This is a genomic window from Streptomyces sp. NPDC016640 (genome assembly GCF_043076215.1).
GTDB lineage: Bacteria > Actinomycetota > Actinomycetes > Streptomycetales > Streptomycetaceae > Streptomyces.
In genome coordinates this window covers 243,201-268,041 of record NZ_JBIBRG010000012.1, presented here as the reverse complement: position 1 = coordinate 268,041, position 24,841 = coordinate 243,201, and the positions used below count along the sequence as shown (strand labels likewise).

Here is a 24,841-nt window from a genome sequence, read left to right as displayed (position 1 = left end):
GGACGTCAGGACAGGTGCGCGACCGCGTCCAGGTGCGGCAGGTGGTGGTCGAGGCGCTCCCGCTTGGTGCGCAGATAGGTGATGTTGTTCTCGCACGGCGGGATGAGCAGCGGCACCTGCTCGGCGACCTGGACGCCGTGCCGCAGCAACGCCTCGCGCTTGCGCGGGTTGTTGGACATCAGCCGCACCGACCGTACGCCGAGGTCCTGGAGGATCCCGGCGGCGACACCGTAGTCGCGGGCGTCCACCGGCAGCCCGAGCGCGAGGTTGGCCTCGACCGTGTCCAGGCCCTCCGCCTGCAGGGCCATCGCGCGCAGTTTGCCGAGCAGGCCGATGCCCCGGCCCTCGTGCCCCCTCAGGTAGACGATCACGCCCGCCCCTTCGGCGACCACCGCGCGCAGCGCCGACGCCAGCTGGTCGCCGCACTCGCAGTGCCGGGAGCCGAAGGCGTCCCCGGTCAGGCACTCGGAGTGCAGCCGGGTCAGCACACCGTCCGTGCCGGGGTCGCCGTACACCAGGGCGACTTGTTCCTCACCACGGTCGTGGTCCAGGTAGCCGATCGCCTGGAACTTCCCGTACGCGGTGGGCAGCGGCGCGTTGACGACGCGTTCCACACCGGTCCGCCGCTGAGGCTTCCTGCCGAGTACGCCTATTTTTTCTGTCATGATTCCCGAGTTCCTAAGCAGAGACGAAAGGCCGTGAGGACATGGGTGGTTCACACGAGCGGTCGGCGGCATACGGCCCGGTGCACGGTCTGTTGCCGGCGGACACTACAGAGGATGTACGGAATCGGGGCGCCGGCGTCTCACGGCAGATCGCGGTCCTTCCCGTGGGGAGTTTCGAGCAGCACGGTCCCTTTCTGCCGCTGGCGACCGACACACTGGTCGCCTGCGCGATCGCGCGGGAGATCGCCGACGCCTATCCGGTGCACCTCCTCCCTCCGGTGACGATCTCCTGCTCGCACGAGCACGCGGCCTGGCCGGGGACCGTCTCCCTCTCCTCCGTGACCCTTCACGCGGTGATACGGGACATCGCCGACTCGCTGCGCCGGTCGGGTGTGGACACCCTGGTCCTGGTCAACGGGCACGGCGGAAACTACGTCCTGGGCAACGCCGTCCAGGAAGCCTCCGCGCGGGGTGAGCGGATGGCGCTGTTCCCGGCCCCCGAGGACTGGGAGACGGCGCGGGTGCGGGCGGGTGTGGTCACCTCGCTGCTCACCGACATGCACGCGGGTGAGATCGAGACCTCCATCCTTCTGCACGCGCATCCCGAATTGCTGCGACCCGGTTATGAGACCTCCGATCACATCGCCGACGACCGGCGTCATCTCCTCACCGTCGGCATGTCCGCCTATACCGATTCCGGTGTCATCGGCCGTCCTTCTCTGGGCTCGCCGGAAAAGGGCGGACGACTCCTGGAAACGCTCACCGATTCCTTCGGGACGTATTTCTCCCTGCTGACCTCACCGGGTACGCCCCCTCCCGGCCCGTCCGGCGTGTGAGGACGAGGCCGGGGGCCGACGGGAGGTCCGGGGGCAGCGCCCCCGGGGCCGGGAGGGGAAGGGGCGGCGGGAGCGAGAACGCCACGGCCCCCGGCCGGACGAGCGGACGCGGCCCGTACCCCCGCGTACCAGCGGCCGACGAGCACCACCGCTCCCGGCAGGCTCGCCACCAGGCTGAGCACGCCGTACACCACCGCCACCGTCAGCCCGCGCCCCGCGCCGAGCCCGGCCGCCCCGAACGCCCAGGCGGCGACGCCCTCCCGCGGCCCCCAGCCACCCACGTTCAGCGGCAGCCCCATCGCCAGCAGCGCCAGCACGGCGAGCGGAAGCAGCTCACCCACGGAAGCGTCGACTCCGCTGACACGCGCGGCGAGCACGAACGTCCCGGCGTACCCGGCCAGTACGACGGCGGAGGACACCACCACACCCGGCGCGTTGCGGCGGGAGAACAGTCCCTCCCGCGCCTCGGCGAGCATCCCGCGAGCCGCCACCCGCCCCCGCCGCGGCGACGGCGCCCGGTTCATGCGCAGCGCCAGCCCCACCGCACAGGCGCCCACCGCGGCGAGAGCGGCCACCGGGGCGGCCTGCCGTGCCTCGTCGAGCACCGGGGACGGCATGGTCAGCAGCACCACACCCCCGGCGGCGAACAGCGCGAGCTGCCCGGCGGTCCGCTCCAGCACCACCGCCCGCACCCCGCGTCCCAGGTCACCGGTGCTCCGCCCGTGGCGCACGGCCCGGTGGACGTCACCGAGGACGCCGCCCGGCAGGGCGGCGTTGAGGAACAGGGCCCGGTAGTAGTCGGCGACGGCCGGGCCGAGCGGCAGCCGGATCCCGAGCCCCCGGGCCACCAGCGCCCAGCGCCACGCGCTGAACACCGTGGTCGCCAGCCCGATCACCAGCGCCCAGAGCAGCGCCGGCCCGTCGATGCGGCGCAGACCGTCCAGGAAGACCCCGGTGCCCAGGCGCCGGAGCAGGACGGCGAGGATGACGACACCGGCGAGGGCGCCGAGGCGGGTGCGTACGGTACGGGTGTTGAGCCGGACCAGGAGACGGCGCGCGCCGGCCGCGTCCCGTTCGGTGCCCGGTAGGGGCGCCGGTGCCGCAGGGGCCGGTGCCGCGGGTGCCGTCACCGTGCGCGTGCTCATGCGGTCCCGTCGACCGGCCGGCACAGGGCGAGCAGATCGCTGTGGTGGACGACGACCCGCAACTCCCCGGCCCCACAGGCCTCCAGACGCTCGGCCAGATAGCGGTCGGCGTGCTCCGCCAGCTCCGGCCGCTCCTCCACCGCCGCGCCGACCCAGCCCCGCAGCCACTGCTCGGTCAGCGCGGCCTGTCCGAAGCCGAGACGCCAGGGACTCGGGTTCAGCCGCACCGTCGCGCCGTGTTCGGCGAAGGCCTCGGCGGCGAAGGCGGCCGCGTCCGGCCCGAGCAGGCCGTCCCGCCGCTGGTGGGCGTTGAAGGCTTCGGCGATCTCCTGGTCCAGCGGGTGGGGCGCGTCCAGTTCGACGCGTCCGGCCACGGAGAGCGTCAGCAGGGCCGGGCACCCGGCTCCCGCACAGGCGGTGACGAGGGCGCCGACCTCCTCGCGGGTCAGGACGTCGAGCAGCGCGGACGCGGTCACGAGGGAGGCGCCGGCGAGCGAGCGGGGGGTGAGCCGGGCGACGTCGCCGCGCCGGGTCTCGACGGTGACATGGCTGCCGTCGGCGGCGGAGCTCGGGGAGGCGACGGCGGCGAAGTGCAGCAGGCAGGGGTCGCGGTCGTGCAGGACCCAGTGCTGCGCGCCGTCGAGATGGGGGGCGAGCCAGCGGCCCATCGAGCCGGTGCCGCAGCCGATGTCGTGGACGACGAGACCGTCCGCCCGGCGCGGCGGGCCGGCGAGCCGGACGCGCAGCGGGTCGAGCAGGTCGCACGAGCGGGCGGCGGCGTCGGCCGGTTCGCGCAGCTGGAGCCACTGGGGGGCGTAACGGGGCGGTTCTTCGGCGCCGGTCTCCCGCAGCCGCAGGGTGGCCCGCTCTCCGGAGCGGGGCGCGGGGCCGGCGCCGGGGATGACGGACCGGCCGGCGGTGCCGGCCCCGGGTTCCACGGTGCTCCCCCGGGGGCCGGGCCGGGCCGGGACCGGGCCGCCGTGCCGGGTGGTCGCCGGTTCGGTCATGCGGCCCTCCGGGGTCCGGTGGGGAGCCCGCGCAGTACCGCCGCCAGGTTCTGTGCGGTGCTCGCCCAGCCGCCGAGCGCGGCGCGCCGGCCGCGGGCGGCCGTCTTCAGCCGGCGCCGCACATCCGCCTCGCCGAACCAGCCGCGGAGTCCGGCGGCGATGGCGGCGGGATCCTCCGGCGGGACGAGGATGCCGGGCACTCCGCCGTCGGGCGCGCGGCCGACCGCCTCGGGCACCCCGCCGACATCGGTCGCCAGCACCGGGATACCGCGCGCCAGCGCCTCGGTGACCGCCATGCCGTAGGTCTCGGCGTACGAGGTGAGCACCATGAGGTCGGCGGCGGCATAGCTGGCGTCGAGTGCGGCGCCGGTCCGCGGGCCGGCCAGTTCCAGCCGGTCCTGGAGGCCGTGCCCGCGGATGAGGTCCCGCAGGTGGGCGACGTACCCGGGGTCCTGGCCGAGCCCGCCGACGAGTGCGCAGCTCCAGGGCAGGTCGGCGACGGCCGCCAGTGCCTCCACGAGCCGGTGCTGTCCCTTGCGCGGGGTCACGGCGGCCACGCACAGCAGCCGGGACACCCCGTCCGTGCCGGGCGCGAGGGGCGCGATGTCGGCGCCGGGGGCGGCGACGTGGACGCGGTCGGGGGCCAGGCCGTGGTGGGAGACGAGGCGGCGCACCGCCCAGTCGCTGGTGGCGACGACGGCCGGGACGGCCCGCAGCACCGCCCGTTCGCGGGCGTCCAGTCGGGCTGCGACGGCCGCGTCCAGCCCGGTCTCGTCACCGAGCGGGAGATGGACGAGGACGGCCATCCGCAGCCGTTCCGCCTCGGGGACGACGGTCCCGGGCACCCCGCAGGCGACCAGCCCGTCGAGCAGGACGACGGCACCGTCCGGCAGTTCGCGCAGGGTGCGGGCGAGTTCCGCCCGGCCGGCGGCGTCCGGCCGGGGCCAGTCACCTGCCACGGCGTGCCGGTGCACCTGCCAGCCGAACCCGGGAAGGTCCAGGCACACGCGCCGGTCGTAGGCGTTGCCGCCGCTCGGCGCGGACGGGTCGTCGACACCGCCCGGCATCACGAAGTGCACGGAGCGCAGGGACATGGGGATGATCCCGCCGTTCCTCGGGGCGGAGGCCTGCCGGGGCACGTAGTCCAGGCGGGCGGTCCCGGCCCGGCCGACGGCCGTGCCGCTCGTCTCGACGGCCGTGCCGGTCACAGCGCGCGCTCGTAACTCGCCCAGGCGATGTGCGACTCGTGCAGCGTGACGGAGATCCCCGCGATGCCCTTGGCGCCCTCGCCGAGCGCGCCCCTGTGGATGCGTTCGGCGAGCCGGTCGGCGATGACCTTGGCCAGGTACTCCGTGGACGTGTTGACGCCGGCGAAGCCGGGCTCGTTGTCGAGGTTGCGGTAGTTCAGCTCCCCGACGACGGCTCCGAGTTCCTGTGTGGCCAGGCCCATGTCGACGACGATGTCGTCCTCGTCCAGCTGTTCGCGCCGGAACGTCGCGTCCACGAGGAACGTGGCCCCGTGCAGGCGCTGGGCCGGTCCGAAGACCTCGCCGTGGAAGCTGTGGGCGATCATGATGTGATCGCGGACGGTGATGCTGAACAACGGACGACCCTCCAGGTGCGGCGCGTCTGCTCCCCGGCCTGTCTCCGCCGGGGATGCCGTGTAGTACGGCCTGCCGCCTTCCCGTGTTCACCCCGCGTCACGTCTTTTCCGAGGTCGGGAATGCCGGTCGCGTCAGGGGGTGTCGTAGCGGACGCGGTGGCACAGTGCCGGGATCTCGCCGGAGGCGAGCGCCGGCATGACCTCGGGCAGGTCCTCGAAGGGGGACTCGCCGGTGACGAGGGCGTCGAGGGCGGGGTCGGCGAGCAGGCCGAGGGCGAGGGCGAGCCGGTCGGCGTGGCTGCGGTTCGCCCGGGCCGGGGAGACGGTGCCGACCTGGCTGCCGCGGATGACCAGCCGCCGGGAGTGGAACGCCTCGCCCAGCGGAAGGTTCACCTTCCGGTCGCCGTACCAGCTCAGTTCGACGACCGTGCCCTCGGCGCGGAGCAGTTCCAGTGCCCGGCCCAGTCCCTGCTCGGTGGCGCTGGCGTGCACGACCAGGTCGCAGGCGCCGAGCGCGTCCCCGGGCAGCGCGAAGCCGACCCCGAGCGCCTGTGCGGTCCTCGCCCGCGCGGGGTCCGCGTCGACGAGCTGGACGCGCACGCCCGGGAACCGCGCCAGCAGCGCGGCCACCGAGCAGCCGACCATGCCGCCGCCGACCACGGCGATGCGGTCGCCGACCAGCGGTGCCGCGTCCCACAGGGCGTTGACCGCGGTCTCCACGGTGCCGGCGAGCACGGCCCGGCCGGCGGGCACGTCGTCGGGCACGGGTGTGACGGCGCTCGCCGGGACGACGTAGCGCGTCTGGTGCGGATAGAGGCAGAACACCGTACGGCCGGTGAGCGCCTCGGGCCCCTCCTCCACCACCCCCACGTTGAGGTACCCGTACTTCACCGGCCCCGGGAAGTCGCCCTCCTGGAACGGGGCCCGCATCACCGCGTGCTGGCTCTCGGGCACGCCGCCGCGGAAGACGAGGGTCTCGGTGCCGCGGCTCACCCCGGAGCAGAGCGAGCGCACCAGCACCTCGTCCGGGCCGGGTGCGGGCAGCGCGACCTCCCGGATCTCCCCCCGGCCGGGCGCGGCGAGCCAGAACGCGAGGGCGGTGCGGTTCATCGGAGTCCTCCTGAACGATCGGGGAGCCGTACGCGTAACGAGTGGGCACAGGCCGCGCACAAGGCAGCGGCGTCGATCGACTCTGTCACACGGCCGGAGGGTGTTCGGTGGCCCTGAACAACAGGTACGACGCGAGGTCCGTACAGCAGGAGACCGCCGTGGGGGCGGGCGTACAGATCCTGCTGCTCGTGCCGCTCGGTACGGCGACCGGTATGGGTCCGGCGGGCTGGCTGACCGGTCTCGCGTTCGCCCTCGCCACCTGGGCGGTGCTCTCCCGGGCCCTGTACCGGTCCCGGCTGCGCTCCTTCGGCGCGGCCAACCGGGTCACCCTCGGCCGCGCCACCCTCGTCGGCGGGGTGACCGCGCTGGTCGCCGACTCCTTCCAGGACTCACCGCCCGTCCCGCTCCTCGTCGGTCTGACGGCCGTGGCCCTGCTCCTCGACGGCGTGGACGGCAAGGTGGCGCGCAGGACCGGCACGGCGACCCCGCTGGGCGCCCGCTTCGACATGGAGGTGGACGCCTTCCTGATCCTGGTGCTGAGCGTGTACGTGTCGATGGCGATGGGGCCCTGGGTGCTGCTGATCGGCTCGATGCGGTACGTCTTCGTTGCGGCGGCGCGCCTCTGGCCCTGGCTGACCGCCCCGCTGCCGCCGAGCACGGCCCGCAAGACGGTGGCCGCGCTCCAGGGAGTGCTGCTGCTGGTGGCGGGCGCGGATCTGCTGCCGGACGCGGTCGACACGGGGGTGGTGCTGCTGGCGCTCGGTCTGCTGGTGTGGTCGTTCGGCCGGGATGTGCTGTGGCTGTGGCGGACGCCGCGGGTGGCGACGGTTCCGGCCGGACGTGAGGTGCGGGAGCTGATCGCCGGCTGAGCCGAGCCGGTCGCCGGGTGGCACGCGGGGGCCGGGTGCCGGGGCGGTCACGGGCGTCTCGGCAGCAGTGCCGCCGCCACCGCCGTCACGGCGGCCACCGGGAGGGCGAGATACAGCTGGTTGTAGGCGAGCAGATAGGCGCCGTAGGCGCAACGCAGCGCCAGGAAGCGCCCGTTGCGCAGCAGCAGCCGCAGCCCGCCCCGGGCCGGTGTCCGGTCCTTCGACCTCACCTTCCTGGTGGCCGAACCCACCCGCAAGGGCGTCTCGGTCTACCGTCAGTACCGGGACCACGCCGAGCAGTTCGGCATCCGCATCGCGGTCGTCGGCAACAAGGTGACCGGCGAGGACGACCTGCTCTTCCTCAAGGAACAGGTGGGGGACGACCTGCTGACCCACCTGGTCCACTCCGACCGGGTGCGCGCCGCGGAACAGGGCCGGACCGGTTCGGAGACCCTTCACGCCCTGGAACCGCAGAACCGGCACGCGCTGAGCGTCCTGCGCGAGACGGTCGACGGGCACCACCGCGACTGGAACCGCCTCCACCGCCACGCCGTCGAGTTCCACCTCCGCAACGCCCGCGCCTGGGCGGACGAACGCACAGGCGAGGACCTGGCGGCCCAGGTGGACCCGGACTTCGTACCGGGGCCGGCGGCGCTGCCATGACCCGGGCACCGTCCGGCCCGGCGACGGCGGCCGGGTCCGCCCGGGTCCCGTTCCGGATCCGGTTCCGGCTCCGGGGGGACGTGCAGGTCCTGCCGAAGCACCCCGCCGGCTACTCGATCCCCGTCGCGTCGAGCAGCCGGACCACGTCCTTGCGCCCGTATCCGAGCAGGCGGGCCCGGTGGGCGGCCATCAGGACCAGGTGCGCGACGTTCTCCGCCGCGTATCCGTTCCCGCCGCCGGTGTCGAACCACTCATGGGGCTTCTCGATCCCCAGGCCGTTCATCACCAGCCCGTGCTCGCGGCGGATCTCCGCGACGGTGCCGGCAACCGCGTCCACCAGCGTCCTCCCCGGACGCTCGCACTGCAGGGCGAAACTCCCCCGGTCAACCGGTACACATCCTTCCGGCGGACGCACCCGCAGTCCCGCGTACCGCTCGTCCGCGAACCCGGCGGTCCGGAACGCGTCGTGCACCAGCGAGAACCGGTGGAGGCCGGGCGGCACCGGAGGTGGTGGAGGCGTGTACTCCCACCCCGCGTCCTCGTACAACTGCCGCTTCACCTCCTCTTCCTCGGCGTGCGTCACGGTGAACCCGTTGGCGTCGTTGCGCCCGGTCGTCGTGCCGTCGGGATTGCGGTGGACGTGCAGGCTCATGCGTACTCCCGCTGCGGTGATGAGGATGGACCGAACGCGGCCCCGTCGTTGGATCGAACGGGCGGCCGCGCCGACGCGTGCCCGCCCGACGGGACACCACCCGATCGTGTGATCGAGCCGCGGAGACGGCACCGGCGAGCCGCTGGACGCCAGGGAGTGTTCGATCAGGTGAGCGGTGACCGCGCGGAGGGGACCGTCCGCCTTGTTACGCTCACCCCGTGAGGATTCCGGGACCCGAAGAGATCCGTGCCCTGCACGAGAAGTACGCGCCCACCGTCGAGGCGTTCACCCTCGTCCACACGCACTGCGAGATCGTCTGGAGCGTCGCCGGGCAACTCCTCGCCGCGCCGCACCTGAGTCATCTCGACGGCGAACTGGTCCGGGCCGGCTGCCTCCTCCACGACATCGGCGTCTACCGCCTCTACGGCGACGACGGGCGACTGGACCACGCGAACTACATACGGCACGGGCTGCTCGGTCACGAGATCCTCGAGCAGGAGGGCTTCCCCGAGACCCTGCGCCGGTTCTGCTCCCATCACACCGGAGTGGGCGTCACGCGGCAGGACGTCCTGGACCAGGGCCTCCCCCTGCCTCCCGCCGACTACCTGGCGGAGACGGAGGAGGAGCGGCTGGTGATGTACGCGGACAAGTTCCACTCCAAGTCCAGGCCCGCCGCGTTCCTCTCCCCCGACGAGTACGCCGCCCACGTCCGCCGCTTCGGCGAGGACAAGGTCACCGCCTTCCGTGCGCTGCGCACGGAGTTCGGCGACCCGGTCCTCACCCTGCCGGCAGGGTACGTCGACGGCGCGTCCGTCCACCCCTGACCGGCGCCGAGCACGGTCACGGTCGCGGAAGCGGTTCAGGACAGGTTCCTCCGGAGAACATCCCAGCCGGATGAGCACAGCCCGCAGTTCGGACCGGCGAACTCGCCCCGCGCCGTGGTGTCACCCTTGAGCTGCCACTTCAGCCAGTTCACGCCGACCCGCCCGCCCGAGCCACCGGGTTCACCGTTGGCGATGACCAGGAAGCCGTGCGAGGCGAACTCGGTGAGGATGTTCCGGAACCACGTCCCGTCCGCCCGGCACGCCCCGTTCCCCCAGGCCACGATCGGCAGTCTCTCGTTCCCCGGCAGGGTGTCGGGCCGGTAGACGGTTGGGAATCCCCGTCGGTCGAGCAAGCCAGGGACCGGATCCGAGGGATGTCACCGGCGGCACCGGAAGACCGGCGAAAGTACCGATGGCGAGGCCCGACCCGCACGGTCCGATTCCGGCCAGGCGCGGCACCGCCCCCTCCCGGGCACGTCCCGGACCGATGCCGGACGCGGCAACGGCCTCCCCCACGTGCAGCGCCCTCCTGTACACACCCGCCCGCGCCGGGCCACCACCCCGACCACCCGTTCACGGGATTGCAACACCCGTTCCCACCATGCGGATTATCACGGGGTGCCCTCGACAAACCGGGGAAGCCGCTGACACTCTCCCGCCATGCCTCTCGCCCCTCGTGTTCCGCGCCGCGTCCTCGCCGGCGCCACCGTCGCCCTCCTCTGCACCGCGGTCGGCTGCGCCCCGCAGCCCGAGGCCGACGCGCCCGCCGGGTCCTCCGGTCCTGCCGGTTCCTCGTGCGCCAAGGGCAAGCTGCCCACGAAGACCTCCGGCAAGGTGACGATCGCCACCGACCAGCCCGCCTACGAGCCGTGGTTCAAGGACGACGACCCGTCCAGCGGCGAGGGCTTCGAGTCGGCCGTCGCGTACGCCGTGGCGGAGAGGCTGGGGTACGCCGAGGACGCCGTGGTCTGGCAGAGCGTGCCGTTCAACAAGGCCTTCGCCCCGGGCGAGAAGACCTTCGACTTCGACATCAACCAGGTCTCCGTCAGTGACGAGCGCAGGAAGGCCGTGGACTTCTCGTCCGGCTACTACGACGTGCGCCAGGCCGTCGTCGCGCTGAAGGACTCCCGGGCCGCGAAGGCGTCGGGCGTCGCGGACCTCAAGGGCCTGAAGCTGGGCGCCCAGGTGGGTACGACGAGCCTCGCCTCCATCGAGGACGTCGTGCGGCCGACCCGGGACGCCGCCGTCTACGGCAAGAACGACCAGGCCAAGTCCGCGCTGCGGAACGGCCAGGTCGACGCGATCGTGGTCGACCTGCCGACCGCGTTCTACATGACCGGCGCCGAGGTGACCGAGGCGGAGATCGTCGGCCAGTTCGAGCACCGGGGCGGTACCCCGGAGCAGTTCGGCCTGGTGCTGGACAAGGGCAGCGCGCTCACCCCCTGCGTGACCGGCGCCGTGGACGCGCTCCGCGAGGACGGCACCCTGGCGCAGCTCGAGCAGCGGTGGCTGGCCGACGCGGTCGACGTCCCGGTGCTCAGGTGACCGTCGTCAAGGGCGAGTCCGGCCGTGACGGCGCGGACGACGTGAACGACGGTGCGGCCGGCCCGCCCGGCGCCGCGGACCCGTACGTCCCGTCGTCGCGCCGGCTGGAGCGCGAGCGGTACCGGCGCGCCCGGGCCCGCCGCGCCACGGCGATCGCCGCGCTGTCGACCCTGGTCACCGGGGCCGCCCTCTACCTGCTCCTCGTCAGCGCGCCCGGCTGGCCGCGCACCAGGGAGACCTTCTTCGACCCGGAGTACGCGCGCGAGGCGTTCCCCAAGGTCCTGGAGGGCCTCTGGCTGAACCTGCGGCTGCTGCTGGTGTGCGGCGCCGCCGTGCTGGTCCTCGGCATGCTCATCGCCGTGGCCCGTACCCTGCGCGGCCCGGTGTTCTTCCCGCTGCGGGTGCTGGCGGCGGCGTACACGGACTTCTTCCGCGGGCTGCCGCTGATCATCAACCTGATGATCGTGGTCCTGGGCGTCCCCGCGCTGCGGCTCCAGGGCGTCACGGTCGACCCGGTGGTCCTCGGCGGCACGGCGCTGACGCTGACGTACTCGGCGTACGTCGCCGAGGTGTTCCGCGCGGGCATCGAGTCGGTGCACCCCTCGCAGCGCGCCGCGGCCCGCTCGCTGGGCCTGACCAACCGGCAGGCGCTTCGGTTCGTGGTGCTGCCGCAGGCGGTGCGCCGCCAGGTGCCGCCCCTGCTGAACGATCTGGTGTCCCTGCAGAAGGACACCGGTCTGGTGTCGATCGGCGGCGCGGTCGACGCCGTCCGCGCGGCGGACATCGTCGTGGGCCGCAGCCTCAACTACACGCCGTACATCGTGGCCGGGCTGGTGTTCGTCGCCCTGACCATCCCGATGACCCGCCTCACGGACTGGGTGACGGCCCGCACGGACCGCCGGCGGGCGCAAGGAGGAACGACATGAGCGACGACGTGCCGGTGCTGCGGATGGAGTCCGTCCGCAAGACCTTCGGCGGCTCGGTCGTCCTGCGGGACGTGGACCTGGAGGTCGCCCCGCACACGGTGACCGCGCTGATCGGCGCCTCCGGCTCCGGCAAGTCGACGCTGCTGCGGTGCGCCGGCCTCCTGGAGGAAATCGACGACGGCGTGATCCGGCTGGACGGCGAGGAGATCACCGATCCGCGCGCGGACCGGGACGCGGTGCGGCGCCGGATCGGCGTGGTCTTCCAGGCGTACAACCTGTTCCCGCACATGACGGTGCTGGAGAACATCACCCTCGCCCCGCGCCGGGTGCACCGCGTCCCGCGCGCCCGGGCCGAGGAGCAGGCCCGGGAGCTGCTGGAACGGCTCGGGCTGGGCGCCAGGGCGGGCGAGTACCCGGACCGGCTCAGCGGCGGCCAGCAGCAGCGGGTCGCGATCGCGCGCGCCCTCGCCGTGCGGCCCCGGCTGCTGCTGCTCGACGAGATCACCGCGGCCCTCGACCCGGAGCTGGTCGGCGAGGTGCTGGACGTCGTGCGCGGCCTCAAGGGCGACGGCATGACCATGGTGCTGGCGACGCACGAGATGGGCTTCGCCCGCGAGGTCGCCGACCAGGTCTGCTTCCTTGACGGCGGTGTGGTACTGGAACGCGGCACCGCCGAGCAGGTCTTCGGCGGCCCGCGGCAGGACCGCACGCGGCGCTTCCTGCGGCGGATCGTGGCGGCGGGCCGCCTGTGAGGGGCCCCTGCGGGCCGGGATGAGGGGCGTCGCCCCCGGTACGGGAGGACCGCCGCCCCCTGCGGGGCGGCGGTCGCACGCGTGCCGTCCGTGCTCCGGACACCGGCTCCTTCAGAGCGGGCCGTGGCGCCGGTCCGTCATGATGCCGGTGGCGTCGTCGTCGTCCCGCACTCGGGCACCCCGTCGAGCCACGCCGCTCCCTTGATGTAGATGTTGGTCATCCACGCCCTGTAGTCCGGCAGGTACGACCACACGTCGTTGGTGTAGCCCTCGGAGGTGACCCGTTCGGCGTGCTTCTGGCACTGGACGCGGATGGTGGTGGAGTACGGGAAGGCGTAGACGCGGGCGGCACTGACCGAAGGCTCGGCCTTGGTCCACACGTCGGTGCCCCACGTCTGGTGGATGTGACCGGTGACCGGCCCGGTGTTGACGCGGACGGCCCCGAAATAGTTCTTGAGGCGGACATCGCTGACCATGAGCCTGGTGCCGGATTCCTTGGCCTCGACCATCTTGCCCGCGCCCAGGTAGATGGCGATGTGGTGCAGGTCCTGCGAGGTGCCCCAGGCGAGCAGGTCGCCCGGGCGCAGCGGGGCCAGGCCCTGGGCGGCGGTGAAGCGGTCGGCGGCGCGGTGCGTGTAGTACTGCCGGCTGGCGACACCGTTGAGGATGTCGGAGCCCGCCGCCTTGGCGTAGGCGTGGCGGACCAGGCCCGAGCAGTCGAAGCCGAGGCGTTCGGGATCGTGCTCGCTGGCCGGGTCGGTCGGATCGACCTGGCCGTACGTGGCGCCCGGCTGGGCGCCGTGCCCGCCGCCCCACGTGTACCAGGTACCGGCCGCGACCTCGGCGCAGGCGGCGGCGATCGCGCGTTCGGCCGCCGCGGAGGCTCCGGGCGCGAGGACGCCGCAGGTGTCGGCGGCCGTACGCTGTGCCGCCGCCGCGGTGTCCGCGGCGGCGGCGGACACCGGCGCCCAGATGAGGAAGGCGAGCAATGCGATCAGTGTGCGGATGAGATCGGTCCGGCGGACCATGCCAGGACCCCCGTTTCCTGTAGGCATGGAGAGAAGTGGTCGCACAGCAGCCTGCTGGCCGTGACTCGCGCTTGTCGAGGTCCAGGTGTCGCCTCCTGCCGATGGGCAACGGGAAACACCCGGGAAACACCCTTCGAGCAGGTGAGTCTCCCTCACCCCCGGCCGTCGCAGGGCGTCCCGTCGGAGAGGGGGATGCCGGGCAGGAGCTTCGCGCGCGCGTCCGCACCGATGCCCGCGCACAGCCGGCAGATCTCCGCCAGCTGGGCCGCGGGATCGAGGTCCCACAGCCGTACGGTGCCGTCCGTGCCGGCGCTGGCCACCGTGCGCCCGCCGGGAGCGAAAGCCACGCTCCACACCGCGTCGGTGTGGCCCGTCAGCGTCGCCCACGGACGCCGTCCGGCGACGTCCCACAGGCGTACCGTACGGTCGTTGCCGCTGCTGGCGAGCGTACGGCCGTCGGGCGCGAAGGCGATGCCCCGGGTGGAGCCGATGTGACCGGTCAGGACGGCCTCGGAGCGGCGTTCGCGGACGTTCCACAGCCGTACGGTGCCGTCGTTGCCGCTGCTGGCCAGTGTCCGCCCGTCAGGGGTGAAGGTCACGCTGCGCACCGCGCCGGTGTGGCCTTTCAGCGTGCCGAGCGGGCGGTGCGAGGAGACGTCCCAGAGCCGTACGGTCAGGTCGTCGGCGGCGCTGGCCAGGATCCGGCCGTCGGGGCTGAAGGCGACGCCGTTGGCGAAGTCCCGGTGGCCGGCCAGCGTCACCAGCGGCGCGCGCTTCGTCACGTCCCACAGGCGCACCGTGCGGTCGGCGCCGGCCGAGGCGAGACTCCGGCCGTCGGGAGCGAAGGCGAGGGAGTAGACCTGCCCGGTGTGGCCGGCCAGCGTCGCCAGCGGAGCACGTGCGGCCACGTCCCACAGCCGGATCGTGCCGTCGGAGCCCGCCGAGGCCAGGGTCCGCCCGCCGGGTGCGAAGGACACCGAGAGGACCGCCTCGGTGTGTCCCCGGAGCGTCGCCAGGAGCCGGCGCCCGCCCACCTCCCACAGACGTACCGTGTGGTCGGCGTCGGCGGTGGCCAGCAGTCGCCCGTCGGGGCTGTACCGGGCCTGCCAGACCTGCGTGAACGGACGGGCCGTCAGCACCGGGCCGCTCAGGTTCCACAGGACCACGGACCGGTCGAAACCGGCCGTGGCGAGCAGGGCGCCGTCGGAGGTCACGGCCGCCCCCAGCACGTAGTCGGTGTGACCGGCGAACACGGCGGTCTGCCGACCGCTGCGGACGTCCCACAGTCTGGTCGTCCCGTCGCCGACCACGCCGACGACCGTGGCGGCATCGTGCGTGTACGCGACGGCGTTGATGTCGTCGCTGCTCCCGGACAACGTCGCGCCGAGCCGGCCCGCGCGCACGTCCCACAGCCGTACGGTCCGGTCGACGCCTCCGGTGGCCACCTCCCTGCCGTCCGGGGAGAACGCCGCGCCCAGCACTTCGTCGGTGTGACCCTCGAACACGGCGAGGGGCCGGGCCCGGTCGGTGTCCCACAGCCGCACGGCCCGGTCGGCTCCGGCGGAGACCAGGGTCCGGCCGTCGCGGGCATGGTCCAGGGCATTGACCATGCCCCTGTGCCCGCGCAGGGAGGCGGTGACGCGGGGCGTGCGCGCGGTGTCCCACAACTGGATCGTCCCCTGCGCGGTCGCGACGGCGAGCCGGCGCCCGCGGGGGTCGAAGGACAGCGCCCGGGCGCCCTTGGTGCTGTCGGCGAGCACGGCCTTCCTCCGGCGCTCGGTGACGTCCCAGAGGCTCACGGGCCCGCGCGTCGACGTCGCCGCGAGGATGCGGCCGTCGGGGCTGAAGGCGATCGAGCGGACGGGCCCGGACACGGCGAACGTGGCGGTCGTACGGCGGTCCGACAGCCGTCGCAGGGTCACCGTCCCGTCGGAACTGGCCGTCGCCAGGGACCGGTTGTCCGGCGCGAAGACCACCGCGTTGACCGGCCCCCGGTGACCGCTCAACCGGCCGGAGAAGGGCTGGGACTGCGTGCTCAGCAGCGCGCCGCGCGCCTCGGCGGTGGCGTGGGCCCGGTAGGCCTCCCCGGCCAGCAGCATCGACGCCTCCGGCCGGCCTCCGGCGAGCGACGCGGACCGCACGGCGAGTGCCTGGGAACGCGCGACGCGTTCCTGGCCGCGGGCGCTCTCGCGCTGCTGGTAGGCGAGGCCGCCGGCGGTCAGGGCGAGTCCCAGCAGGACGACGAGCGTGGCGAACATCGACTGCCGGAACCGGACCTGCCGTCTGGCCTGCCTCTCGTGACCTTCCTGCTCGGCCAGGCTCGCCCGGAGGAACGCTTCCTCCCCGGGGCCGAGCCGGCTCCAGCCGTCCAGTTCGTCGGCCCAGGAACGCACGGTGCTCAGCCGGGTGCCGCGGTACAGCGCGGACGGATCGCGGCCCTCGCGATCCCATTCGGCGGCGGCGTGCGCGAGTTGCTGGTGGAGGAGCAACCCGGCGCGGTCGGCGTGGATCCAGTCCCGCAGCCGTGGCCAGGCGTGCAGCAGGGCCTCGTGGGTGATCTCGACCGTGTCGCTGTCCATGGTGATCAGCCGGGCCCGTACGAAGGCGTCGAGCGCGGCGGCCGCGCCGTCCGCGCCGGCGAACTGCTCCATCAGGGCGGCCGTGTTCGTCCGGCGGCGGGTCGCCCCGCCGCCGTCCGCGACGTACACCAGCCGGGACAGGACGCGGCGGATCGTCTTCTGCTCGGCCGGGTACAGCCGGGCGAAGACGTTCTCGGCGGTCCGCGCGATCGCGCCCCGGATGCCGCCGGCCCGTTCGTACCCGGCGACGGTCAGCGCGGACCCCTCGCGCCGCTGCCAGGTGGCCAGCAGGGCGTGGGAGACGAGGGGGAGTACGCCGGAGGGTGTCGTGTCGGCTCCGGAACCGGCGTCCGTCCCGTTGCCCCGCGGTGGGCCGCCCTGCTCGTCGCGCAGCCCCGCGTCGCGCAGGAGCAGGGGCACCAGGCCCGGTTGGAGAACCAGTCCGGCGAGTTCCGCCGGCCGGGTGATGGACTCCCGCAGCTCCGCCACGGACATGGGCGGCAGCACGAACAGCCCGTCGGTGAGGACCGGGGCCAGTTCGGGAAGGTCGAGGCAGTCGCCGGTGAAGTCGGCCCGGACGCCGAGCACCACGACGGCGGGGCCGTGTGCGCTCCCCTCCGGCCGGGAGGCCGCCAGTCCGCAGAGCACCCGGACGAAGGAGCGCCGCTCGTCCTCGTCCGCGCAGAGGGTGAAGAGCTCCTCGAACTGGTCGACGATCAGCACCGGTCTGCAGGGCGGGGGCCGGCGTTCCCCGGGCGGTGCCGGCGGATCGTCCACCCTCGCGCGTACGGCGTCCAGCACCGCGTCGGGATTCTCGCGCACCTCCTCGACGGTGACGGTGAGGTCCCCGCCCACCGCTTTCGCGGTGCGCTCCAGGAGCTCGTCCAGGGGCCGTGAGGTGGGGGTGAACACCACCACCGGCCACCGGTCGGCGCCCGGCATGGGGAGGTCGCCACGCCGCAGGGCGGGCACCAGTCCGGCGTTGAGCAGGGACGACTTGCCCGCGCCAGAGGGGGCGACGAGCATCAGCGGGCCGCTTCCCACCCGTTCGAAGACGCGTTCCACCAGTGCGGCCGTCGCGCGTTCCCTGCCGAAGAACCAGTCCGCGTCCTGCGGGGTGAACGCCGACAGGCCGCGGTACGGACACGCCCCTTCGGACTGCCGCCCGGAAGCGGCGGCCTCGACGCCGCTCCCGCTGTCGACGGGCGGTCCCTCCTGTACGAGCCTGAGCAACTCCCCCTCGGCGCCCAGGACTCGGTCACAGACACGGGCGACGTCGGCGGTCGCCCGTTTCGTGCCGGTCTCGATCTTGCTGAGGTAGCCCTTGCTGTAATGCGTCTGCCGTGCCAGATCGGTCAGCGACAGACCGCGCGCCTGTCTGAGGCGTCTCAGCTGTGCGGGAAAGGAGTGCGTGGTCAGCGCGTTCCGATCCCGCCCGTTCCCGTGGTCAACTTCATGCCCGTGCTGCGGATCTCCCACGGAGTCCCCCAAGCGGTGCGGCCGTGAGACGGTGGACGCCCAGATTACTGCCGGGGTGGTAAGCGCGGGCAAACCTTTGCTGCGGTGTGGCGAAAACGTGAACGTCCGGAACCATGGGGCGGTTCCGGACGTTCGTCCCCCGTCGCACGCACACACGCACACACGCACACACGCACACACGGACGGGTCGGATCGGATCAGGTCAGGTCAGGTCAGGTCAGGAAGGCCCCGCAGGCGCTGCGGGCCACCCACTTGTGCGAGGAGATGGTGTCGTTCGCGTTGACCCCGTTGGTGAACCGGTTGTCGGTCAGGTTGTCGGCGTAGAGCTCGCCCGGCGCGAGGCAGGCGTGGCCGCCGCCGAAGCCGGAGTTCTCGTAGAACGCGACGTGGTCGAGGCCACCGGTGTAGCCGCGGTTCATGACGGACGTCGCCCTGTCCTGCGAGCCGACCCACCAGTCGCTGTTGCCCGCGGTGCTGATCAGCAGGGCGCCCGAGCAGTCCAGGTTCTCCCAGGCGTACATGTAGCCGTTGCGCGGGCCCCACTTGCTGTCGCAGCCCGGCCCGGCGACGGTGCTCCCGGCCGCCTGCGAGGTGGTGGCGGGTACGACGACGCCCAGGGCGGTGAGCCCGAGGAGGGCGGCCGTGACGGTGAACTTGCGCATGCTGTTTCCCTCGTTTTCCTTCGGTGACGTGGTGCGTTGGCGGTGGTGCGTCGGTGCCGGCGCACCGGGCCGGTGGCCCGGCGTGCCCTCACCGGGGGCGGTGGCCGCCCGGGAGCGGGAAGTGGTCAGTCCCGCTCCGGAACGATGCGCACCGCCCGGTCGTAGGCCCGCTGACCGAGGTGCCGGTAGGTGTCGATGTCCTTGCCGAACCGGTCGCGCAGGCGGTCCAGGTGGTACGTCTCCCGCGCCGTGGCCACGGCGCGCAGGGAGGTCTCGCGGGCGCAGGTCGCGTCGGCGACGGCGGTCCTCCGCTCGGCGGCGAACGCCTCGTCGGCGCGGGCCGCGCCCAGCCGGCCGGTGTTGACCCGGACGGCTTCGCGGGCCGCCCGGGGGTCCTCGTAGGGCCGGCCCGCCCTCTTCATGCACCGGGACCAGGCCCGTACCGCCGCGGTCAGGTGGCGGTCCTTCATCAGCTCCTCGCCGTAGAGGGCGCTGAGGCCGGTGGCGATCTTTCCGGTGCGGTACCACTCGGCCGGGTCGCCGTAGAGTGCGCGTTCGGCCTCCTGGGTGCAGCCGCCGAGGCGTTTGCGCGTCTCCCCGCCGCCCGGCAGCGATGCCGTGAGCATGCGGGCGCCGTCACCGCCGTCGAGCGCGGCGTCGAAGGCGGCGCGCCGGGACGGGGAGAGGCTCTGGCGGTAGGTCCCGTTGGGGTTGCGTTCGCGGACGCGCAGGCTCTTCGCTTCGATCCGGCCGCCGTACCCGTACGTACGGGCCCAGGCCACGTCGTCCTGCACGTAGCGCACCGGGCGGCTCTCCCGGAGCGTCAGGCCACGGTCCTCCCGGTAGGTGAAGCCCTGGCGGTTCATGCACTGCCTGGTCAGACGCTGTTGCGCGTCGGCGACGCGCAGTTCCTGTTGCCAGGTCAGCGCCCGGGGACGCGGACTCCGATCCTGTTGCGCCCGGCCGTCACCGCCGTCACCGCCATCGGCGCACCCGGTCGTGACGGCCGCCACGACCACGCACAAGGACACGAGTACACGTCTCATGAACCCCGCCCCCCTTCGCTGCCGCTTGCTGACGGATCCAGAGTTGCCCCACGGCCGGCGGAGGTCGACGGGTTTCCTGTTGCCCGCAGGGGCGGTCGACCGGGAAACAAGGCGTGAGCAGGGGAAACACGGGGAGGGAGGCAACGCGGTGGGGACGGTCGGAAGCGGTGCGGGTGAGGAGCGGCCCCCTTCACCGCGTCACGATGCCGTCCGCGTCGTCACAATGCGACCCGCGTCAGCCCCGGCCTGTCCGCAGCGGCCGCACCTGCTGCCCGGAGCAACGGAGGACGCCCGTCTCCCGCTCGCCACGGTGGTCCCGGTGGCGCCGCTCACGCCTGCGCCGTCCCGGTCGGACCACCCGCATGCCCGGGGTCCGAGGGCGGCCGGCAGGCCCCGGGGGGTACCGGGATCATGCTGATCGTACGACGACCTCCCTCGACGGCAGGCTCACCCGGAGACCTGCGGGGCGGCGCCGACGGCGTGCCGCGGCGCCGGGAACCGCTCCGCATCGCGCTCGACGTCCGGTGCCGGGTCGCTCGACTCCGGTACGACTGGACCACGACCGGACGACGTTGACGCCCGAGTGCGGATGGCTTGCTCCGGATCCCCGAACTCCCGGTGAGCACCGGCGGCCGGCGGATCGCCCCGTACAGGTGCCTCCCGTCATCGGGTCCGGCCGCAGGACGCTCACCTCGTCAAGACGCGAAGAGATAACGGATTCTGGGCTCGGCGACCACCCGCTGCGTTCAATCCATTGACACGTGCATTGCAGAGGCTTTACGTTCCGGCCACCTGAGAGCGCTCTCAGACTCCCCTCCCGTCATGACTTGAGGTGCCGCATGCCATCCCCCCGCACCAGACCGGCAGCCGTTCTGCTGCTGGCCTCAGCCCTCGTCGTCGTCGGCCTGGGACCGGCCGCCGGACCGGCGGCCGCCGCCACCGTCCCCGTGGGCTCCGGCAGTTACTCCGACACCCGGCCCTCCGGTACGTCGGGCCCCACCACCAACACGGGAGCGCCGGTCACGCCCAAGCTGACCGCCGCCGCCCGGAACCGGCCCGTGCCCACCAACGACTGGTGGTCCTCCCTCGCCTTCCAGCGCTACGGCGACAACCCGTACTCGACCCCCATGTACGGGCACCCCCTCACCTACCAGGCCACGGCCGGCGGGCTCGACGTCGGCTATCCGACGACTCCCGCGATCGTCGGTGACGGCCGCCAGTACGAGTACGCCCACAAGCGCGACCTCACCATCGGACTGACCGGCCTCAACTCGCCCGACGCCAAGGCCGACGACTGGTCGGACTGGACGGTCACCCCCTACTGGTCCGACGGCACCCGCACCCTGCGCACCACCATCGGCCACGGCTCACCGTTCGTCTACGCCAAGGGCTCCGGCGGCAACGCCCAGATCACCACCGCCGGCACGCCCGCCGTCTTCGCCGACCAGGGCAACGTCCTCGGCATCACCGTCGCCGGGCACCACTACGCCCTCTTCGCGCCGACCGGCAGCGACTGGAACGTCGCCGGCTCCACCGTCACCGCGGGTCTCGGTTCCAAGGACTACTTCTCCGTCGCCGTGCTGCCGTCCACCGGCGCGCTGGCGACCTTCAAGAAGTACGCCTACAGCTTCGTCACCGGCTCCAACGCCGCCTGGAGCTACACCGGCGGCACCGTCAAAGCCACCTACACGGTCACCACCGAGGCGAAGGAAGGCACCGAGCGCGGCACGCTCCAGGCCCTCTACCGCCACCAGTGGCTGAACACCACGGACCCCCTCACCTCCTACACCTACGTCTCGCCGCGCGGCACCATGAAGGTCCGCGAGTCGGCCTCCTTCACCACGAGCCAGAAGGCGTCGGCGGTACTGCCCGGGCTGCCCAAGTCGAACGGCGTGGACACCGCCAGACTGCGCGGCTACCTGAACGAGGTCGTGAACGCCTCCGACCCCTTCTCCGGGGCCTCCGACACCTACTGGACCGGCAAGGCCCTCGGCCGCCTCGCCCAGCTCGTCCCGGTGGCCGACCAGATCGGCGAGACCGGCACCCGCGACCGGCTGCTCGGCCTGATGAAGGGCAAGCTCCAGGACTGGTTCACGGCGGGAGGCGCGAACGAGTTCAGCTACGACAAGGACTGGAAGACCCTCACCGGCTACCCTGCCTCCTACGGCAGCGACACCGAGCTGAACGACCACCACTTCCACTACAGCTACTACGTCTACGCGGCGGCGATCGTCGCCCAGTACGACCCGGGATGGGCCGCCGACTCCGCCTGGGGCGGCATGGTCAAGGCCCTCGTGCGGGACGCCGCCAACCCCAGCCGCACCGACACCGCCTTCCCCTTCCTGCGCGGCTTCGACGTCTACGCGGGCCACAGCTGGGCCTCCGGCCACCAGGGCTTCGCCGCCGGCAACAACCAGGAGTCCTCCTCCGAGTCCACCAACCTCAGCGCGGCCCTCGTCCTGTGGGGCTCCGCCACCGGCGACACCTCGCTGCGTGACCTCGGCACCTTCCTGCTGACCACCGAGTCGGAGGCGATCGCCCAGTACTGGTTCGACGCCGACGAGCAGGTCTTCCCGTCCTCGTTCGGCCACGACACGGCCGGCATGGTGTGGGGCAGCGGTGCCGCCTATTCCACCTGGTGGACCGCCAACCCCGAGGAGATCCACGGCATCAACGTCCTGCCCGTGACCGGCGGTTCGCTCCACCTCGGCGGTGAGAAGGCCGCGATCCGGCGCAACATCGCCGAGATGGAACGGGAGAACGGCGGCCCGGCCGTCGAATGGCGGGACATCCTCTGGGAGTTCCAGTCCTTCGCCGACCCCGGTTCGGCCAAGGCGAAGTGGGACGCGGGGCATGCCGGCTACACCCCCGAGCAGGGGGAGTCGAAGGCGCACACCTACCACTGGATCAACACCCTCGACACCCTCGGCGCCCCGGACGCCACCGTGACCGGTGACATCCCCACCTCCGCGGTCTTCACCAAGGGAACGACCCGCACCTACGCCGCCCACAACCACGGATCGACGGCCCGTACCGTCACCTTCTCCGACGGCAAGACGCTCGTCGTGCCGGCCCGTTCCACCGCGAGCGGCACCGGGACCGGTTCGGGCGACCCCGACCCGGAACCGCCGACCGGCAACACCTTCCAGCTGCGCAGCGGTGGCGCACTGACCACGGCGACCGGCGGCACGGCGGGCAGCGACACCATCGCCTCCGGCGGCGGCGCCAACCACGACGGCACCCCGTACCAGCCCCTCGTCTACGAGGTACGCGGCGTCAACGGCACGCTCGCCCCGGGCGCGCAGACCGCCTTCCGGCTCCAGGTGGACGCGGGCACCACGGTCGGGCTGGGCCAGCAGGCCCGGATCAGCTACGACTTCACCGGCGACGGCAGCTTCGACCGGACCGAGACGTACCGCTACTTCGCGACCGACCCGGTCACCGGATGGGAGGAGTACACGCAGGCACGCGGTCTCCAGGCGGCCGCGGGCACACCGCGCGACCTCGCCGGCGGCACCGTACGCCTCGAGGTGTGGAACGCCATCGGCAACGGCACCTCGAAGCTCCAGACGGGCACGGACAAGTCCGTGCTGGTGATCCCCTACAGCTGAACCGGCGAACCGGCGAAGGCCGGCGGCGGGCACCGGCATCCGGCCGGTGCCCGCCGCACCGGCACGGCCGGGGCTGCCGACAGCCAGCGGGCAGCGGCCAGCGGGCAGCCGACGCAGTACGGGAACCGCTCCGGCACCGATGGCCGTGAAAGGCCCAGGCACTGACGCCGGGGGAGGTTCAGCAGCGGCTCGGGGACCGGGAGGCGGCCGCCGCCGCTCGTCCCCCTCGCCGAGGCGGCCCTGGCGTGCGGGGCCGCGGCTCCGCCGGGACCGGCCGGACACGGCGCCCTGCTCGACCTGCCGCCTGCTCCCTGACCCGACCGGGCCGCCGCGGCGCCACACCGGGGCGGTTACGGCAGGTCGTCGGCCGTGCACACGCCCACCGGGGACGTGCGGACACGGCAACGGTCAGAGGCCCGCCCGCGCCAGCAGCCCCGGCAGGGCCTCCGGTTTCACCTTCTGCACCGACCGTACCTGCCCCATGCCCAGTTCCTCACGGCCCACCGGATCGCGGTGCAGCGCCTTCGTCGCCCCGGTCAGCAGCGTCACGGCGACCAGGTAGGGGACGTCGGGGTCATCGTGGTTCTCCCGCGGCTCCTCGTCGACCTCGGCCACCGCGGCGACGGCCGACTCCGGCCGTGCGAAGAAGAACCAGAGGCGGTCGCCCGGCCGCATGCGGCTGCGGCGGCCGAGCCAGAGATCCAGCTCCGGTTCCTCCTCCGCCAGTTGACGCATCGTCTCCTTGTCGGACGGTTCCCCGTCCAGCGTGTCCTTGCGCGGATCGAGGATGTAGATCCAGTCCGCCATGGGATCCCCTTCGGTCAGGACACTCGGCCCGCGAAAGACACATACGCGCAGCGGCCCATGGTGCCAGACCTCCAGAACTCATGCGTACACGTTTTCGGGGCGTCTTCGGTGCGCGGGGGCCGGGCCGGGTCCCGTACCCGCCCCGGCCGCCGGTCCCCGGGAGGACGGATCGCGATCGCCGGAGCGACGGTCGGGCACCGGCCGCCGGGACCGGACCTCGGTCGTCGGCTCGCAGAGCCCTCGGCGGCATCGGCAACGAAGCGTGCAGTTCACGTTCCCCGTACGCCCGGGCGTGGGTGCCCGGCCCGTGGAAGTGGGTGGTGGGGTGCCTGGCTCCGACGCGCTCCAGCTGCGGTCACGGGCACGGACACGGCGGCTCCCTGCGGTGCGGTGCGTCGCTGCGTGGACGGTCCGGCGGGGCCGGGGCGGTCAGGTGCTGCGGAGCCGGATCGAACGACTGGTTCCGCCTCACGTCAGTACCCGGGGCCACGGCCGCCGCGCCGGTGCCGGGGCGGGCCGGACCGTCCGCGCCACGGCCGTGGTTCAGGTGTGGGGGTACTTCTCGGACGCCACCTCGACGACCTCCGCCACCCGCAGGAAGGCGCAGCTCACCGTCCCGGATCGGGCGATCAGCATGTCGGGCACGTGCGACTCGTGGAAGCGCAGGTATCCGATGGGGCCCGAGGTCGTCGTCCGGGCGCCGAGCCACTGCACGATCCGGCGCAGATCGTGGAAGCCGTCGGGATGCGCCTCCTGCCGGACGGTCAGTGCCCAGCCCCCGCCGGCCGGACGCAGCTCCGCGACGTGCAGCCCCCCGATGTGCCGTGCCGGACCTCGGCCGTCCCACAGGGGGTGTTCATAGCCCTCGTCCTGACGGCCGCCGTCTTCTCCCAAGTGCCAGCGGAGCAGTTCGACTTCGCGGGAGGTGAGGGAGCCCGGCAGGTCCAGCGCCAGCTGGAGTTCGTAGGTGTCAGCCATGACCGAAGGCTACGGAGCGGCCGGGTGCGGCCGGGCGCCGCACCGGGCGGACCG

20 protein-coding genes and 4 pseudogenes are annotated in these 24,841 nt (G+C 73.1%); 8 read left to right on the top strand and 16 right to left on the bottom strand.

Annotation, left to right across the window (positions count from 1 at the left end):
- Positions 1 to 5 precede the first annotated feature (5 nt).
- Positions 6 to 665, bottom strand: coding sequence for a GTP cyclohydrolase II (gene ribA, locus ACF07S_RS24610; protein ID WP_391965785.1), 660 nt, complete (start codon positions 663 to 665; stop codon positions 6 to 8).
- A 41-nt stretch (positions 666 to 706) separates the two neighbouring features.
- Between ribA and ACF07S_RS24605 the strand changes: the two genes are divergently transcribed.
- Positions 707 to 1,501, top strand: coding sequence for a creatininase family protein (locus ACF07S_RS24605; protein ID WP_391975121.1), 795 nt, complete (start codon positions 707 to 709; stop codon positions 1,499 to 1,501).
- Between the two features lie 164 nt (positions 1,502 to 1,665).
- Here ACF07S_RS24605 and ACF07S_RS24600 read toward each other — a convergent pair.
- The 5 genes and pseudogenes from ACF07S_RS24600 to ACF07S_RS24580 all read right to left on the bottom strand — a co-directional run.
- A pseudogene (locus tag ACF07S_RS24600) lies at positions 1,666 to 2,646 on the bottom strand (lysylphosphatidylglycerol synthase transmembrane domain-containing protein); the annotation flags it as partial.
- Positions 2,643 to 3,653: a hypothetical protein gene (locus ACF07S_RS24595; protein ID WP_391975120.1), complete on the bottom strand. Its 1,011-nt coding sequence runs from the start codon at positions 3,651 to 3,653 to the stop codon at positions 2,643 to 2,645. The pseudogene ACF07S_RS24600 and the gene ACF07S_RS24595, both read right to left, overlap by 4 nt.
- Positions 3,650 to 4,861, bottom strand: coding sequence for a glycosyltransferase family 4 protein (locus tag ACF07S_RS24590; protein ID WP_391965782.1), 1,212 nt, complete (start codon positions 4,859 to 4,861; stop codon positions 3,650 to 3,652). Before ACF07S_RS24590 ends, ACF07S_RS24595 begins: the two co-directional genes overlap by 4 nt.
- Positions 4,858 to 5,256 carry a 6-pyruvoyl tetrahydropterin synthase family protein gene (locus ACF07S_RS24585; protein WP_391975119.1) on the bottom strand — a complete coding sequence of 133 codons (399 nt, stop codon included), beginning with the start codon at positions 5,254 to 5,256 and terminating at the stop codon, positions 4,858 to 4,860. The genes ACF07S_RS24590 and ACF07S_RS24585 overlap by 4 nt, the downstream gene beginning before the upstream one ends.
- 132 nt (positions 5,257 to 5,388) lie before the next feature.
- Positions 5,389 to 6,366 carry a zinc-binding alcohol dehydrogenase gene (locus tag ACF07S_RS24580; protein WP_391975118.1) on the bottom strand — a complete coding sequence of 326 codons (978 nt, stop codon included), beginning with the start codon at positions 6,364 to 6,366 and terminating at the stop codon, positions 5,389 to 5,391.
- Between the two features lie 107 nt (positions 6,367 to 6,473).
- Here ACF07S_RS24580 and ACF07S_RS24575 point away from each other — a divergent pair, with 107 nt between their 5' ends.
- On the top strand, positions 6,474 to 7,235 hold the full coding sequence (locus ACF07S_RS24575) for a CDP-alcohol phosphatidyltransferase family protein (RefSeq protein WP_391975117.1): 762 nt from the start codon (positions 6,474 to 6,476) through the stop codon (positions 7,233 to 7,235).
- Positions 7,236 to 7,294: 59 nt separating this feature from the next.
- Here the strand turns inward: ACF07S_RS24575 and ACF07S_RS24570 are convergent.
- Positions 7,295 to 7,456: pseudogene (locus tag ACF07S_RS24570) on the bottom strand (MFS transporter); the annotation flags it as partial.
- Here ACF07S_RS24570 and ACF07S_RS24565 point away from each other — a divergent pair.
- Positions 7,455 to 7,898 (top strand): annotated as a pseudogene (locus ACF07S_RS24565) (ATP-binding protein); the annotation flags it as partial. The pseudogenes ACF07S_RS24570 and ACF07S_RS24565 overlap by 2 nt on opposite strands.
- A gap of 109 nt (positions 7,899 to 8,007) precedes the next feature.
- Here the strand turns inward: ACF07S_RS24565 and ACF07S_RS24560 are convergent.
- Complete coding sequence (locus tag ACF07S_RS24560) at positions 8,008 to 8,550, bottom strand: hypothetical protein (protein ID WP_391965778.1); 543 nt, start codon at positions 8,548 to 8,550, stop codon at positions 8,008 to 8,010.
- 218 nt (positions 8,551 to 8,768) lie between these two features.
- Here ACF07S_RS24560 and ACF07S_RS24555 point away from each other — a divergent pair, with 218 nt between their 5' ends.
- Positions 8,769 to 9,374 carry an HD domain-containing protein gene (locus ACF07S_RS24555; RefSeq protein ID WP_391965777.1) on the top strand — a complete coding sequence of 202 codons (606 nt, stop codon included), beginning with the start codon at positions 8,769 to 8,771 and terminating at the stop codon, positions 9,372 to 9,374.
- 35 nt (positions 9,375 to 9,409) lie between these two features.
- Here the strand turns inward: ACF07S_RS24555 and ACF07S_RS24550 are convergent, their stop codons facing one another.
- Positions 9,410 to 9,727, bottom strand: coding sequence for a hypothetical protein (locus ACF07S_RS24550; RefSeq protein ID WP_391975116.1), 318 nt, complete (start codon positions 9,725 to 9,727; stop codon positions 9,410 to 9,412).
- A gap of 307 nt (positions 9,728 to 10,034) precedes the next feature.
- Here ACF07S_RS24550 and ACF07S_RS24545 point away from each other — a divergent pair, with 307 nt between their 5' ends.
- Genes ACF07S_RS24545 through ACF07S_RS24535 form a run of 3 tightly spaced genes read left to right on the top strand, consistent with a single transcriptional unit; the run spans position 10,035 to position 12,597 of the window.
- Positions 10,035 to 10,919: an ABC transporter substrate-binding protein gene (locus ACF07S_RS24545; RefSeq protein ID WP_391965775.1), complete on the top strand. Its 885-nt coding sequence runs from the start codon at positions 10,035 to 10,037 to the stop codon at positions 10,917 to 10,919.
- Positions 10,916 to 11,845: an amino acid ABC transporter permease gene (locus ACF07S_RS24540; RefSeq protein WP_391975115.1), complete on the top strand. Its 930-nt coding sequence runs from the start codon at positions 10,916 to 10,918 to the stop codon at positions 11,843 to 11,845. Before ACF07S_RS24545 ends, ACF07S_RS24540 begins: the two co-directional genes overlap by 4 nt.
- A complete protein-coding gene (locus ACF07S_RS24535; protein WP_391965773.1) occupies positions 11,842 to 12,597 on the top strand; it encodes an amino acid ABC transporter ATP-binding protein in 756 nt (251 codons plus the stop codon). The genes ACF07S_RS24540 and ACF07S_RS24535 overlap by 4 nt, the downstream gene beginning before the upstream one ends.
- A 137-nt stretch (positions 12,598 to 12,734) precedes the next feature.
- On the opposite strand, the gene ACF07S_RS24530 is transcribed toward ACF07S_RS24535, so the two are convergent.
- The 4 genes from ACF07S_RS24530 to ACF07S_RS24515 all read right to left on the bottom strand — a co-directional run bounded on the left by ACF07S_RS24530 (position 12,735) and on the right by ACF07S_RS24515 (position 19,391).
- Positions 12,735 to 13,625 carry an NlpC/P60 family protein gene (locus ACF07S_RS24530; protein WP_391975114.1) on the bottom strand — a complete coding sequence of 297 codons (891 nt, stop codon included), beginning with the start codon at positions 13,623 to 13,625 and terminating at the stop codon, positions 12,735 to 12,737.
- Positions 13,626 to 13,777: 152 nt separating this feature from the next.
- A complete protein-coding gene (locus ACF07S_RS24525) occupies positions 13,778 to 17,683 on the bottom strand; it encodes a helix-turn-helix domain-containing protein (RefSeq protein WP_391975113.1) in 3,906 nt (1,301 codons plus the stop codon).
- 212 nt (positions 17,684 to 17,895) lie between these two features.
- On the bottom strand, positions 17,896 to 18,345 hold the full coding sequence (locus ACF07S_RS24520; RefSeq protein ID WP_391965770.1) for a hypothetical protein: 450 nt from the start codon (positions 18,343 to 18,345) through the stop codon (positions 17,896 to 17,898).
- A gap of 125 nt (positions 18,346 to 18,470) precedes the next feature.
- Complete coding sequence (locus ACF07S_RS24515; protein WP_391975112.1) at positions 18,471 to 19,391, bottom strand: hypothetical protein; 921 nt, start codon at positions 19,389 to 19,391, stop codon at positions 18,471 to 18,473.
- Between the two features lie 839 nt (positions 19,392 to 20,230).
- Between ACF07S_RS24515 and ACF07S_RS24510 the strand changes: the two genes are divergently transcribed.
- Complete coding sequence (locus ACF07S_RS24510) at positions 20,231 to 23,002, top strand: glycosyl hydrolase (protein WP_391975111.1); 2,772 nt, start codon at positions 20,231 to 20,233, stop codon at positions 23,000 to 23,002.
- A 408-nt stretch (positions 23,003 to 23,410) separates the two neighbouring features.
- Here ACF07S_RS24510 and ACF07S_RS24505 read toward each other — a convergent pair whose 3' ends face one another.
- From ACF07S_RS24505 to ACF07S_RS24495, 3 genes and pseudogenes are all read right to left on the bottom strand, one after another.
- Complete coding sequence (locus ACF07S_RS24505) at positions 23,411 to 23,809, bottom strand: hypothetical protein (protein WP_391965767.1); 399 nt, start codon at positions 23,807 to 23,809, stop codon at positions 23,411 to 23,413.
- A gap of 223 nt (positions 23,810 to 24,032) precedes the next feature.
- Positions 24,033 to 24,161: pseudogene (locus ACF07S_RS24500) on the bottom strand (esterase family protein); the annotation flags it as partial.
- 191 nt (positions 24,162 to 24,352) lie between these two features.
- Complete coding sequence (locus ACF07S_RS24495; RefSeq protein WP_391965766.1) at positions 24,353 to 24,787, bottom strand: hypothetical protein; 435 nt, start codon at positions 24,785 to 24,787, stop codon at positions 24,353 to 24,355.
- Between the last annotated feature and the right edge of the window lie 54 nt (positions 24,788 to 24,841).